The 13,454-nt window shown below is 63.7% G+C and carries 13 protein-coding genes; 6 read left to right on the top strand and 7 right to left on the bottom strand.

The genetic code is table 11. The annotated features are described in order from the left end of the window. Positions 1–426 precede the first annotated feature (426 nt). The gene (locus BRA471DRAFT_RS01840) at positions 427–1,398 is read left to right on the top strand and encodes an AraC family transcriptional regulator (RefSeq protein WP_007604253.1); all 972 of its coding nucleotides are present in this window, start codon (positions 427–429) and stop codon (positions 1,396–1,398) included. Between the two features lie 55 nt (positions 1,399–1,453). Here BRA471DRAFT_RS01840 and BRA471DRAFT_RS01835 read toward each other — a convergent pair whose 3' ends face one another. Beyond that, positions 1,454–2,335, bottom strand: a complete 882-nt coding sequence (locus tag BRA471DRAFT_RS01835) for a CoA ester lyase (protein ID WP_007604252.1) — start codon at positions 2,333–2,335, stop codon at positions 1,454–1,456. A gap of 110 nt (positions 2,336–2,445) precedes the next feature. On the opposite strand from BRA471DRAFT_RS01835, the gene BRA471DRAFT_RS01830 reads away from it, so the two are divergent. Next, the gene (locus BRA471DRAFT_RS01830) at positions 2,446–3,090 is read left to right on the top strand and encodes a carbonic anhydrase (protein ID WP_007604251.1); all 645 of its coding nucleotides are present in this window, start codon (positions 2,446–2,448) and stop codon (positions 3,088–3,090) included. Positions 3,091–3,216: 126 nt separating this feature from the next. On the opposite strand, the gene BRA471DRAFT_RS01825 is transcribed toward BRA471DRAFT_RS01830, so the two are convergent. Beyond that, complete coding sequence (locus tag BRA471DRAFT_RS01825; RefSeq protein WP_007604250.1) at positions 3,217–4,251, bottom strand: aspartate-semialdehyde dehydrogenase; 1,035 nt, start codon at positions 4,249–4,251, stop codon at positions 3,217–3,219. 116 nt (positions 4,252–4,367) lie between these two features. On the opposite strand from BRA471DRAFT_RS01825, the gene BRA471DRAFT_RS01820 reads away from it, so the two are divergent. Next, positions 4,368–5,156 (top strand): hypothetical protein, encoded by a 789-nt coding sequence (locus BRA471DRAFT_RS01820; RefSeq protein ID WP_007604249.1) that lies wholly within the window; start codon positions 4,368–4,370, stop codon positions 5,154–5,156. Between the two features lie 156 nt (positions 5,157–5,312). Next, positions 5,313–5,699 (top strand): hypothetical protein, encoded by a 387-nt coding sequence (locus tag BRA471DRAFT_RS01815; protein WP_027514960.1) that lies wholly within the window; start codon positions 5,313–5,315, stop codon positions 5,697–5,699. 149 nt (positions 5,700–5,848) lie between these two features. Here BRA471DRAFT_RS01815 and leuB read toward each other — a convergent pair whose 3' ends face one another. Next, entirely contained in the window at positions 5,849–6,961 is a 1,113-nt protein-coding gene (gene leuB, locus BRA471DRAFT_RS01810) for a 3-isopropylmalate dehydrogenase (protein WP_007604245.1), read from the bottom strand. A gap of 131 nt (positions 6,962–7,092) precedes the next feature. Between leuB and BRA471DRAFT_RS01805 the strand changes: the two genes are divergently transcribed. After that, on the top strand, positions 7,093–8,295 hold the full coding sequence (locus BRA471DRAFT_RS01805; RefSeq protein WP_007604243.1) for a YbfB/YjiJ family MFS transporter: 1,203 nt from the start codon (positions 7,093–7,095) through the stop codon (positions 8,293–8,295). 132 nt (positions 8,296–8,427) lie between these two features. Here the strand turns inward: BRA471DRAFT_RS01805 and BRA471DRAFT_RS01800 are convergent, their stop codons facing one another. From BRA471DRAFT_RS01800 to BRA471DRAFT_RS01785, 4 genes are all read right to left on the bottom strand, one after another. Beyond that, entirely contained in the window at positions 8,428–9,210 is a 783-nt protein-coding gene (locus BRA471DRAFT_RS01800; protein ID WP_007604241.1) for a molybdopterin-binding protein, read from the bottom strand. Between the two features lie 15 nt (positions 9,211–9,225). Then, complete coding sequence (locus tag BRA471DRAFT_RS01795) at positions 9,226–9,855, bottom strand: cytochrome b/b6 domain-containing protein (RefSeq protein WP_007604239.1); 630 nt, start codon at positions 9,853–9,855, stop codon at positions 9,226–9,228. Positions 9,856–10,038: 183 nt separating this feature from the next. Further along, positions 10,039–10,593, bottom strand: a complete 555-nt coding sequence (locus BRA471DRAFT_RS01790) for a fasciclin domain-containing protein (protein WP_007604237.1) — start codon at positions 10,591–10,593, stop codon at positions 10,039–10,041. Between the two features lie 291 nt (positions 10,594–10,884). Beyond that, positions 10,885–11,646 carry an SDR family oxidoreductase gene (locus BRA471DRAFT_RS01785; protein WP_007598784.1) on the bottom strand — a complete coding sequence of 254 codons (762 nt, stop codon included), beginning with the start codon at positions 11,644–11,646 and terminating at the stop codon, positions 10,885–10,887. 113 nt (positions 11,647–11,759) lie between these two features. Here BRA471DRAFT_RS01785 and BRA471DRAFT_RS01780 point away from each other — a divergent pair, with 113 nt between their 5' ends. Beyond that, complete coding sequence (locus BRA471DRAFT_RS01780) at positions 11,760–13,289, top strand: malonyl-CoA synthase (protein WP_007604230.1); 1,530 nt, start codon at positions 11,760–11,762, stop codon at positions 13,287–13,289. The last annotated feature ends 165 nt before the right edge of the window (positions 13,290–13,454 follow it).

The following is a 13,454-nucleotide window of genomic DNA, read 5'->3' as shown; positions in this document are numbered from 1 at the left end:
CCGATACGCGACCCTGCGCATGAAGCAGATAAACGAATCGAATTATCAGAGTATTTGTCCGATCGAAGACACGGTGGCCGGATTCTGCCAGCTCGACCGGCCGGGCAGAGTCGCATCGAGCTTTGCGGACGCCTCAGAGAGGCCAGTGGCCCTGAACTGCGAACGCCGGCCCGAGATCGTTATCGGTATTCGGCAAAGCGGCCGGCATTATTCGCTCTCACCCCGGCTTACGGTGATCCATGAGCACAAGAAAAACGTTCAGACATTTGCGTCGGGTGTCCAGACATTTTGTCGCAGCGGCACAACTTCGCATGCAGGTTCACGCTCCGGCTAGTGTCAACCACTCCCGCGGCGTCATGCCATGCAATTTCCAATTGGTAGCGCCGGAATGGCGATCCAGTAGTTTGAGCCTTTGAGGATTCTGATTTGGGCGGCGTCTCTTATCTCGACCGATATCCTTTGCTTCAATCCTGCGATAGCGAGTTCGCGCGCGACCGCCTGTTCGCCGAATATGGCGCCGACCGCTTCGACAGGCACGGCCGCGAGTTCGGTATCCAGGCCAATTTCGCTCGTTTGCAATCGATCGGCCTCGCGTTCTGCAGCTACGACGGCGCGGCGTCGCTCTCCTTTCCCGAATCGCAAGTTCTCCGCCAGATGTTTTCCATCCAGGGGGCTGCGAGCTTCAGGACCAATGGGAGCAGCGAGTCCATTGGGGCCTTTAGTCCGATCATCTCCGGAGACGCCAGGCTGGATCTGGAGTTTGCGCCCGGCTATCGCCAATTGGTGCTGAGGATCGATGCCGAGGCACTCGAGCGGTTGCTGAAGACAATCCTGGGCGATGATAGCGACATGGAGCTGCGCTTCGTCCCTGGCGAAGCTGATCCGGCGGTGATGACTTATGTTCGTCAGGACGTCTTCAGATTCGCGGAGGAGTTGGACAGGTTCGGGCAGGATTACTCGCCCATAGCCATCGGCGAACTTGAGCGGGCGTTGATGGTGCGGATCCTTCTGGCGCACCGGCACAATTTCACCGATCGGCTTCAGGGCCCGGCGCCGGGCGCCAACCGGTCCGTCATCGACATCGTCGAATCCTACATCGAGGCTCATTGGGACAAACCAATCGACCTGGAGAAGATTGCCGCAATCGCCAACGTCAGTGTGCGGACGATTTATCGGGAATTCTCCGTGACGGGGCGGGGATCTCCGGGCCAGTGCGCGCGGCGCATCAGGCTTCAGCGCGCGACGGAGCTCTTGCGACATCCCGATGAGCAGACCAGCGTCGTTGCCGTCGCGTTCAAATGTGGCTTCCAAAATCTTGGGCGCTTTGCATCGGAATATCGGCGAGCGGTCGGCGAGCTGCCATCCGAAACCTTGAAGAATGCGAGACGGAGACAGTGACGCGACGACGCAATTCCTGAATTCGCAGCAAAGCGCCGTCGAAAGCGGCGAGTCCTCAGCCCCTGCCCATCGCCGCAATCGCGTCCGCGATCTCGATCGTGCGCCGCGCCATGTCGGCGTGCAGGCGCTCCACCATGGCGCCGTCGAGACGGATCGCGCCGCGCGAGACGTTCTCCGGCAGCTCGAACGCCGCGATGATCTTTCGGGCGCGCGCGACTTCCTCTTCGGGCGGAGTGAAGATCGCGTTGCAGGCTTCGATCTGCGAGGGGTGAATCAGTGTCTTGCCGTCGAAACCGAGATCGCGGCCTTGCGCGCATTCGGTGGCGAAACCGTCGGAATTGGCGATGTCGCTGTAGGGGCCGTCGAGAATTTCGAGGCCATGGGCACGCGTCGCCAGGATGCAATGGGTGATCATTGGGATCATCGCGGCGCGGCCCGGCAGCATCTTGATGCGCGTCTCGCGCGAGATGTCGTTGGGGCCGAACACAAAGCCTGACAGGCGCCGCGCTGGATCGCGCCCGGCGGCAGCGAGTTCCTCGGCATGCAGCACTGCGCGCGCGGTCTCGATCATGGCCCAGACTTTCACCGTCGGCGCCGCGCCGAGTTCGGCGAGACGGCGGCCGATCGTATCGAGGTCCTCCACGCTTGAAACCTTTGGAACCAGGATTCCGTCGGGCGAGGCCTTCGCCGCCATCGCGACGTCGTCGGCCCACCAGGGCGTGTCGAGGCCGTTGGTCCGGATCAGGATCTCGCGCTTGCCGAACCCTTTGGCCGTGATCGCGGCGGCGATGCCGTCGCGCGCCACCGCCTTGGCATCGGGCGCGACCGAGTCTTCAAGATCGAGGATCAGACCGTCGGCGGCGAGATTACGCGCCTTTTCCAGCGCGCGGGGGTTGGAGCCGGGCATGAACAGATGGCTGCGGCGCGGGCGGGTCATGCAAGCGTTCCTTCCGTTTCCTCGTCTCACTTTCGACCGAAGCCGATAGCACCTGGCCTGCCTATTCGAAAGGCTTGTTCGTCCCAGCGGTATATGATTAGGCATAGGCCATGAACACATTCCCAGAGCATTTGCTGGAAGGCTACAAGGCCTTCGCCACCCAGCGGCTGCCGACCGAGCAGACCCGCTACCGCGAGCTGTCGGTGAAGGGGCAGTTCCCTGAAGTGATGGTGATCGGCTGCTGCGATAGCCGCGTCTCGCCCGAAGTGATCTTCGACGTCGGGCCGGGCGAACTCTTCGTGGTCCGCAACATCGCCAATCTGGTGCCGGTGTATCAGCCCGACGGCAACGCGCATGGCGTCTCGGCGGCGCTGGAATATGCCGTGACGGTGCTGAAGGTGAAGCACATCGTGGTGCTCGGGCACGCCCAGTGCGGCGGCATCCGCGCTTTCGTCGACAAGATCGAGCCGCTCACGCCCGGCGACTTCATCGGCAGATGGATGCAGATGTTCATCAAGCCGGGCGAGGTGGTGGAGCAGCGCGACCACGAGACCATGGCGCAATTCGTCGAGCGCATCGAAAAGGCCGCGGTGTTCCGCAGCCTGGAAAACCTGATGACCTTCCCCTTCGTGCAGAAGGCGGTCGAGAGCGGCCAGATGCAGACCCACGGCGCCTATTTCGGCGTCGCGGAAGGATCGCTGTTCGTGCTGGACAAGGCGGCGAAGGAATTCAGGAACGCGCGAAGCGTGGCGTAAGCCTGCCTCGGCTCGGCTTGAATTCGTAGGGTGGGCAAAGCGTAGCGTGCCCACCGCTTCTATCGCGATCGTGGAGAGATGGTGGGCACGGCGCTCCGCGCCTTTGCCCACCCTACGGCAGGGGAGTTACGCCGCCTTCTTCTTCGCGCTGATCAGCTTGCGGTTGATCAGGACTTCAGCGATCTGGATCGCGTTGAGCGCGGCGCCCTTGCGTAGATTGTCCGATACGCACCACAGCACGAGGCCGTTCTCCACCGTCGCGTCCTCGCGGATGCGGCTGATATAGGTAGCGTCCTCGCCGGCGGCTTCATACGGCGTGGCGTAACCGCCGGGCTCATGCTTGTCGATGACGAGGCAGCCCGGCGCCTTGCGCAGGATGTCGCGCGCTTCGTCCGCGCTGATCGGGTTCTCGAACTCGATGTTGACGGCCTCGGAATGGCCGACGAAAACAGGCACGCGCACGCAGGTCGCGGAGAGCTTGATCTTGGGATCAAGAATCTTCTTGGTCTCCGCCATCATCTTCCACTCTTCCTTGGTGTAGCCGTCCTCCATGAAAACGTCGATCTGGGGGATGACGTTGAAGGCGATGCGCGCGGGAAACTTCTTATTGACCAGCTCCTGGTTGGTGTACACGGCCTTGGTCTGCGAGAACAGTTCGTCCATCGCATCCTTGCCGGCGCCCGACACCGATTGATAGGTCGAGACCACGACGCGCTTGATCGTCGCCTTGTCGTGCAGCGGCTTGAGCGCGACCACGAGCTGCGCGGTCGAGCAGTTCGGATTGGCGATGATGTTCTTCTTCTTGAAGCCCGCGGTCGCGTCCGCATTCACTTCCGGCACGATCAACGGCACGTCCGGATCCATGCGCCAGGCCGAGGAATTGTCGATCACGACGGTGCCGGCGGCGCCGATCTTCGGCGACCATTCCTTCGACACCTCGCCGCCCGCCGACATCAGGCAGATGTCGACGTCGGAGAAATCGTAATGCTCGAGCGCTTTGACCTTCAGCGTGCGGTCGCCATAGGAGACTTCGACGCCCATGCTGCGGCGTGAGGCCAGGGCCACCACCTCGTCCGCGGGGAATTTGCGCTCATCGAGAATGTTGAGCATTTCCCGTCCGACATTGCCGGTCGCGCCGACGACTGCGACTTTGTAACCCATCGTTCACTCTCCGACGAAAAAGCTCTTTCCTGAAGCTGAGGCTTAAACAGGAAGAGCAGCGCTTCTATGCGAGAACCGGCCTCAAGACAACGTTGGACCATGCCTTAGGGACGTGGATGCAGTCGCCCGAGGCCAGCACGGCCGCAAACCCCACCCAGATCCATCTGGCGCTTGCAGCCTTCGCCGACGAGGTCGTCGGCACGCTGGCGCGCCTGTTCGCCTATGTGGGGGTTTTGGTGCTGTTTGCCATCCTCGGCCTTGCGGCACTCGGCCAGCTGCCAAACTTGCGCGACGATGAGCCGGTGCTGAAGCCGGGTTGGAGCGTGGCCGACCGCTCGCCTCCGGCCTTCGCCCTCAGCCAGCTCGATTCGTCAGACAAAACAACCTCTTACACCATCCTCAGGCACCCCGAAGGCGGCCGCAGGGACGTGATGCGCTGGGCGGGCGACGCGGACAGGACCATAGCCGAGGTCGAGATCTACCGGGAAGGCGGCGAATTCGACGTGGCGCGTCCGGCAGCAATGGATCTGGCCGTTCGGATGGGACTGGGCACCGCGACCCCCTTGGAGCAGGCCGGCCTAATCGACACGAAATTCGGCCCCGTCGCCCTGTTCCGGCCGACCGGCACCGCGGAGGGCGCGCGGGCCTGCCTCGGCTACCTCAAGCGCAGCGAGGAGCCGGCACTCCAGATCTCCGGCTTCTCCTGCCAGGGCGACAGCCTGCCCGCCCGGCGCGCGGCGATCGCCTGCACGCTGAACCGGCTGACGCTGCTGACCTCGGGCAACGAGCCGAAGCTGGCCGAATTGTTCGCCCATGCGGAGCTGAAGCGCCGCCCCTGCGCGCTCCCAAGCGCGTCGGACTGGCTGCTCGGTGCCGCCAATGCGCAATTGCGCGGCGCGCTCTGACCGGCATCAAGCTCAAGTGGCTGTATCCATGCAACTTTTGCCGACGCGCACGATTATTCAGCGCTGGTGTGACCCAATAGACCTAGTTGCAGCCGCCCCGGCCGGGTTAGTATGAGGGCGAAATTGATTGGCGGCTTGCCGCCTGAAGGGGACGTGATGAGCTCGAATTTCTCTGCCGCGAACAAACTGGCGATGTGGCTTGCGGCCGGCGCCGTGATTGCCATGTCCTCAGCCTTCGCGACACCCGCCTCGGCCGACACCAAGAAGCAGCGCTATGACAGCGGCCGTCACTATTACGGCCCGAGCGGCCCCAATTCGAGCTATCAGCAGGGCCGCACCCGCATCTATGTGAGCAAGCGCTCCTGGCTCGACGGCGGCACCGAGGTCAATCCCGGCGACCGCAAGTTCTCGGACTACGCCTTCCCGCCGGCGGTGGGCTATCCGACCTTCGCGCGCGAAAATCTCAACCGCCCGATCGATCGCCAGCCGCTGAGCACGCCGCAGGATGTTGGCGGCTATCCGCAGAATTTCCCGCTGTACTGAGGCGGACAAATCGACCGAATCAAAATGGCCGGGCTCGCGCCCGGCCATTTTTGTTTGTGATGTAGCCCGGATGGAGCGAAGCGCAATCCGGGATTTTCGACGCGTGGCAAGAACCCCGGATTTCGCTTCGCTCCATCCGGGCTACGACTCTAGGCGTGCAGCTTCTGCAATTCCTTCAAGATCGCTTCGCCCATCTGCGTGGTCGATGCGGGCGTGGTGCCTTCCGACTTGATGTCGGCGGTGCGCAGGCCGCTGGCCAGCACCGCGGCGATCGCGGCGTCGACCTTGTCGGCGAGCGCGCCCATGTCGAAGGAGTAACGCAGCGCCATGCCGAAGGACGAGATCATCGCGATCGGATTGGCGAGGCCCTGGCCTGCGATATCGGGCGCCGAGCCGTGCACGGGCTCGTACAACGCCTTGCGCTTCTTGCTCTTGACGTCGACTTCGCCGAGTGATGCCGAGGGCAGCATGCCGAGCGATCCCGTCAGCATCGCAGCGATGTCGGACAGCATGTCGCCGAACAGATTGTCGGTGACGATGACGTCGAACTGCTTCGGCCACTTCACCAGCATCATGCCGCCGGAATCGGCGAGCTGGTGCTCGAGCGTGACGTCGGGGTATTCGCGCTTGTGGACCTGGGTCATGACCTCGTTCCAGAGCACGCCCGACTTCATGACGTTGCGCTTCTCCATCGACGTCACCTTGTTCTTGCGCTTCTTCGCAAGCTCGAAGGCGACGCGGCCGATGCGCTCGATCTCATAGGTGTCGTAGACCTGGGTATCGATGGCGCGCTTCTGGCCGTTGCCGAGATCGGTGATGGTCTTGGGCTCGCCGAAATAGACGCCGCCCGTGAGCTCGCGCACGATCATGATGTCGAGGCCCTCGACCGCCTCGCGCTTCAGGCTCGAGGCCTCCGCGAGCGCCGGGTAGCACACGGCGGGACGCAGGTTGGCGAACAGACCGAGATCCTTGCGCAAGCGCAGCAGGCCGGCTTCGGGGCGCACCTCGTAGGGCACCGCGTCCCATTTCGGGCCGCCGACCGCCCCGAAGATGATCGCGTCGGCATCCTTGGCCTTGGCCATGTCGCCTTCCGAGATCGACACCTTGTGCGCGTCATAGGCCGAACCGCCGACGAGGCCGGTGTCGGTCTCGAACTTGGCGATCCCGGCCGAATTGAGCCAGTCGATCAGCCGCTTCACCTCGCCCATCACCTCGGGGCCGATACCGTCGCCGGGAAGCAGCAGCAGTTTGTGGGTCGCCATGGTCGTTTCCTCTGAGGTCGATTTCGGCCGGAGTGCTAGAGCGGCGATGCGTGCTTGGCAAGACACCATTGCCGCCTCGCGGCTGTGCAAGGCGGGCAGGGCCTGCCACACTGCGCATGCCGGAGTACCCCTTGCACGCACCTGACCGCCCTCCACCCGATGCCCATCCCGCGCGGTTGATCCTGACCCTGTCGCTCGCGGCGACGGTCGGGCTCGGGATCGGCCGCTTCGCCTATTCGCTGGTGCTGCCCGACATGCGGGAGGACCTCGGCTGGTCCTACTCGGCGGCCGGTTTCATGAACACCATCAACGCCGTCGGCTATCTCGCGGGCGCGCTTGTGGCGTCCCGGCTGATCCAGCGCGTGGGCTGGTCGGCCGCGATCCGCGGCGGAACCCTGGCCTGCGTCGCCGCGCTTGCGACTTGCGCGCTGACCGGGAATTTCGTCGCGCTGAGCCTGGCCCGTCTCGTGCTGGGCGTGGGCGCCGCGGCCGGCTTCGTCGCCGGCGGTGCGCTGGCCGCATCCATCGCGCAGTCACGCCCGGAGCGGGCCAATTTCCTGCTCAGCCTGTTCTACGCCGGGCCCGGCATCGGCATTCTCTCCTCCGGGCTGATCGCCCCGTTCACGCTGCGATATTTCGGGCCGGGCTCGTGGTGGATCGTGTGGTGGGCGATGACCCTGCTGTCCGTCGTCATGACCGTGCCGCTGTTCCTGGTCCGCATCGAGAGCGGCGTGCGTTTCTCGCAAGGCAGCCACGGCGCCTTCGCGATTTTTCCCGTGCTGATCTATCTCGCAGGCTACTTCCTGTTCGGCGCCGGCTACATCGCCTATATGACCTTCATGATCGCCTATGTGCGCGACGGCGGCGGCGGGGCCGCGGCGCAGGCCGCGTTCTGGAGCCTGATCGGACTGAGCGCCTTCGTCACGCCATGGGCCTGGCGCCGCGTCCTCGCGCTCGATCGCGGCGGACTGGCGACCGCCATCATCCTCGGCACCAACGCGCTCGGCGCCGCCCTGCCGATGCTCGGGCATTCGCCGGCATGGCTCGCGGTCTCCGCGATCGTGTTCGGTGTCGCCTTCTTCGCCGTGGTCGGCTCGACCACCGCCTTCGTGCGCTTCAACTATCCGCCCGAGGTGTGGCCGACCGCGATCGCGGCGATGACGATCTCGTTCGGCGTCGGCCAGACGCTCGGCCCGATCGCTGTCGGCGCGATCACGGACGCGCTGGGGAGCTTGAGTTACGCGCTGAACGTGTCGGCGGCGCTGCTGGCGCTGGGCGCGGTTGCGGCGCTGTGCCAGCGGAAGGTGGGGCCGGCCAAAAGACCGGTGCAGTAGGGTGGGTTAGCCGAAGGCGTAACCCACCACTTCTTTCGCCGCGGAAACCAAAGAGGTGGGTTACGCCGAGCAGATGCGCTTCGCGGATCTGCAGGGCTAACCCACCCTACTGCAGCTTCGCCGGAGCGACGATCAGCTCCCGCTGAACGAATTGTACCCCTGGTCTTCCCAATAACCGCCCTTGTAGTCGTTGGTGACTTCCATCGACACCACGTATTTCGGGTTCTTGAAGCCGAGCTTGGTCGGCACGCGGATCTTCATCGGGAAGCCGTAGGCCCGCGGCAGGATTTCGCCGGCGTATTTGAACGTCATCTGGGTCTGCGGATGCAGCGCGGTGCGCATGTCGAGCGGAGAATTGTAGCCGTCCTTGTCGGCGCACTGGAACCAGACGTATTTGGCGCGCGTGTCGGCGCCGATCAGCTTGAGGAAGTCGCGCATCGGCGTGCCGGTCCAGCTGCCGATCGCGCTCCAGCCCTCGACGCAGATGTGACGGGTGATCTGCGTGACCTGCGGCAGCTTGTACAATTCCGGAAGCGTCCAAGACTTCTTGTTGTCGACGAGGCCGCGGACCTCGAGCTTCCAGTCGGCACCGTCGACGTCAGGCGCGTCGTCGAGATCGTAATAGGCGTTGAACGGAAACGGCTTTGTGATCGCGCTCTCGGGAAACGTCGGCGCCAGCGCGTCGGGATTGAAGATGAAGGCCTGTACGGCGTCGTTGAATTTCGAGACGGATTTCAGCATCTCCTCGGCGGAGGACGAGTCGATCACGTCGCAGCCGGTGAGGAGCGTCAGCGCCCCTAAGCTGGCGCCGCCCGCGATGAAGCGGCGGCGGGTGACATCGGGCATCGTCTTGATGGAATCCTTGATCAGCAGCCGCTTGTCGACGCCGGGGATCAGGAATGAGCGCTTCGCCATGACTCTCTCTCCGCTCTAGCGGCCGATGATCATCGCGCGCAGGCTCTTCGGCACCAGCAGCGCGAGTAAAACGTGAATGACGAGGAAGGCGCAGATCGCGGCCATGCAGAAGAAATGGATGTAGCGCGCGGTCGGATAGTCGCCGAACAGGGACACGAGCCAGTGCAGCTGCACCGGCTTCCACATTCCCAGCCCCGACAGCACAATGATCACGCCGATCAGGATGATGCCGGCATAGAGCGTCCGCTGCACGTAATTGTAGACGGTGAGGTCGGCATGGCCGAGCTTGAAAGTCAGGGCAGCCCTGACATCGTGGAGCACGCCGGACGGGGTGATCGGCAGCAGTTTTTTCCGGAAGCGGCCGGTGGCAAAACCGGTGACGAGATAGGCGAGGCCGTTGATCATCAACAGCCACATCGCCGCAAAGTGCCAGAGCAGGCCGCCGCCGAGCCAGCCGCCGAGCGTGTAGTCGCGCGGAAAGCTGAAACCGAACAGCGGCGAGGCGTTGTAGATCTGCCAACCCGACAGGATCATCAGGATCATGGCGAGGGCGTTGATCCAGTGCATGACCCGGACCCAGGCCGGCTGGATCACTTTGGCCGGGGTGGCGCTGACCTGCTCGTCGGTGACAGTGAGGCTCGACATGGCGGTTCCGTCCTGAACATCGTCTGACAGCAATTATACGCCGATGCGTCAGCTTTCGTTACGCCCTGCCCGGCATCGAATCGATACCGGCGGGGTATCATGTTCACAATAAAGCGAGCCGGGCACCCCCGGCTCGCCATTTCGTCGCATCCGGTTCGGGGGATGAAGCCGGACCGCGCGGTATTACGTCGCCGGCATCAGCACGGTGTCGACCACATGGATCACACCGTTCGACTGGTTGACGTTGGAGATCGTCACCATCGAGGTGCCGCCCTTGGCGTCGACGATCCAGACCTTGCCGTCCATCTTCTTCACCGTCAGCTCCTCGCCTTCGGCGGTCTTCATCTTCTTGCCGTCGGTGAGGTCGGACGCCTCGAGCTTGCCGGGCACGACATGATAGGTGAGGATCTTGGTCAGCGTCGCCTTGTTCTCGGGCTTGACCAGAGTGTCGACGGTGCCGGCCGGCAGCTTGCCGAAGGCGGCGTTGGTCGGTGCGAACACCGTGAACGGGCCCTTGCCTTCCAGCGTCGGCACCAGGCCGGCCGCCTTCACCGCCGCCACCAGCGTGGTGTGGTCCTTCGAGTTGACGGCGTTCTGGACGATGTTCTTGGACGGGAACATCGCGGCGCCGCCGACCATGACGGTCTTTTCCTCGGCGCGGGCGGGCGCGACAACCGTCGCGGTGATGGCCAGGGTGCTGAACGCGGCGGCAGCGAGATAGGCAATGCGCTTCGACATGGAGGGTCTCCCGATTGGATTGTGACCGGCGATTGCCGGCGTTCGAGTGGGCAACAACGGTGGCTGCGACCTGTGAGCGCAAAGCAGCAGCGACGTCGTTGGCTCGAATTACGGGAGGGTTTGCGAAGCGGTTTCGAACAAAACTTCTTTGTGATGCGTGAAACTAAGTGCGGGTGTGTTCGTGGGGTGAGGCGTTGTAGCCCGGATGGAGCGAAGCGTAATCCGGGTTGTTGCATACGGAGGGACTGGTCCCGGATTACGCTTCGCTCCATCCGGGCTACTTGCTGCCGCTCAATCCCTGTTGTGCGGCGTTTGAATAAACCCGCGGTTATGCGTCGGGCTGATCAGCAGTTCGTTGATGCACACTCGCGCCGGCATGCTCGCGATGAAGGCGATGGTGCGGCCGAGATCTTCGGATTGCAGCATCCTGGCCTGCTCCTCCTCGCTTGGCACCACCGGGCGCAGCTTCAGGATCGGGGTCGCCACCTCGCCCGGCATCAGGCAGCAGGCGCGCAAGCCGTTGACGCATTCATCCATGTTGAAGGAATGGGTCAGCGCCAGCACCGCATGCTTGGTCGTGGTGTAGGCGGGGCCCGGCATTTTCGAGACGTGGCGGCCGGCCCAGGAAGAGACGTTGATGATGGAGCCGTCCTGCTGCTTGCGCATCGTCGGCAGCACCGCGCGCATGCAATAGAGCACGCCGTTGAGATTGACCTGGACCAACTTATCCCAGCCCTCCAGTTCCATGTCCTTCCAGCTGCGCTTGGGGACATTGATGCCGGCATTGTTGACCAGCAGGTCGATCCGGCCGTGCTTCGCGACGATTTGATCGGCCGCCTTCTGAGCCGCGGCGGCGACCGACACGTCCAGCGCGATGGCCTCGGCGGCCCCGCCCGCCCCGGTGATCTTCGCAACCACGGTATCGAGGGCGTCCTTGCGCCGGCCCGAGACCACCACCGTCCAGCCGTCGGCCGCCAGCGCTTCGGCGCCGGCCTCCCCGATCCCACTGCCGCCGCCCGTGACCCAGGCCACGCGTTTCCCGTTTTTGGTCATGCAAACTGTCTCCGTTGCTTCATCGGGGCGGTTTTTGCTAATCCAGCCCTCGGTTTTGACCGGCCTTGTCTGACGAGCCTTGTGGTCAAGCCTTGCGGTCGAGGAAATCTTGCATGAACCAAGCTGCCAACGCCAATCTGTTTTCCCGCCTGTTCGACGGCCTCGACGATCCGATGCGCCTCGCGATCGAGACGCATGACGGGGCCCGCATCAGCTATGGCGATTTGATCGCCCGGGCCGGACAGATGGCCAATGTGCTGGTCGCGCGCGGCGTGAAGCCCGGCGACCGCGTTGCGGTTCAGGTCGAGAAATCCGTGGCCAACATCGTGCTTTATTTGGCCACGGTGCGGGCCGGCGCGGTCTACCTGCCGCTCAACACCGCCTATACGCTGAACGAGCTCGACTATTTCATCGGCGATGCCGAGCCCTCGCTGGTGGTCTGCGATCCCTCCAAGGCGGAGGGCCTCGGTCCCATCGCGGCCAAGGTGAAGGCGAAAATCGAGACACTCGGGCCTGACGGCAAGGGCTCGCTGACGGACGCCGCCGACAAGGCGAGCAGCGAATTCACCACGGTGTCGCGCGCAAACGACGATCTCGCCGCGATCCTCTACACCTCCGGCACCACCGGCCGCTCCAAGGGCGCGATGCTGACCCACGACAATCTGGCGTCGAACTCGCTCTCGCTGGTCGGCTTCTGGCGCTTCACCGACAAGGACGTGCTGATCCACGCGCTGCCGATCTACCACACCCACGGCCTGTTCGTGGCGACCAACGTGACGCTGTTCGCGCGGGCGTCGATGATCTTCCTGCCGAAGCTCGACCCGGATCTGATCATCAAGCTGATGGCGCGCGCCACGGTGCTGATGGGCGTGCCGACGTTCTATACCCGCCTGCTCCAGAACGCCGCGCTGTCGCGCGAAACCACACAACACATGCGGCTGTTCATCTCGGGCTCCGCGCCGCTGCTGGCCGAAACCCATCGCGAATGGTCGGCCCGCACGGGGCATGCGGTGCTCGAGCGCTACGGCATGACCGAGACCAACATGAACACCTCGAATCCCTATGACGGGGAGCGCGTGCCCGGCGCAGTCGGCTTTCCGCTCCCTGGCGTCTCCGTTCGCGTCACCGATCCCGAGACCGGCAAGGAGCTGCCGCGCGACGAGATCGGCATGATCGAGGTCAAGGGCCCGAACGTGTTCAAGGGCTATTGGCGCATGCCGGAGAAGACGAAGGCGGAATTCCGCGACGACGGTTTCTTTATCACCGGCGACCTCGGCAAGATCGACGCCAAGGGTTACGTCCACATTCTCGGCCGCGGCAAGGATCTCGTCATATCCGGCGGCTTCAACGTCTACCCAAAAGAAATCGAGAGCGAGATCGACGCCATGCCAGGCGTGATCGAATCCGCCGTGATCGGCGTGCCCCACGCCGATTTCGGCGAGGGCGTTACGGCGGTGCTGGTCTGCAACAAGGGCGCCGATGTGACCGAGGCCGCGGTGTTGAAGGCACTCGACGGGCGCTTGGCAAAGTTCAAGATGCCCAAGCGGGTGTTCGTCGTCGACGAGCTGCCGCGCAACACCATGGGCAAGGTGCAGAAGAACGTGCTGCGCGATACGTACAAGGATCTTTACGCGAAGAAATAGGGGCGTGCTGTAACAGTATGACAGCGCCAGTTTCGCTGTCGTCCTGGCGAAAGCCAGGACCCCTTACCCCGAGGGGTGGTTTGGCGAAGACTCGTGGTTGTCAGTCTCGAGTCACACTTCTGGCTGGGGCAATGGGTCCTGGATCGGCGCTCGCTCCGCGAGCTT

This window comes from Bradyrhizobium sp. WSM471, from assembly GCF_000244915.1.
Lineage (GTDB): Bacteria > Pseudomonadota > Alphaproteobacteria > Rhizobiales > Xanthobacteraceae > Bradyrhizobium.
Note: the sequence above shows the minus strand (reverse complement) of the source record. Positions and strands in the feature narration are given on the sequence as shown.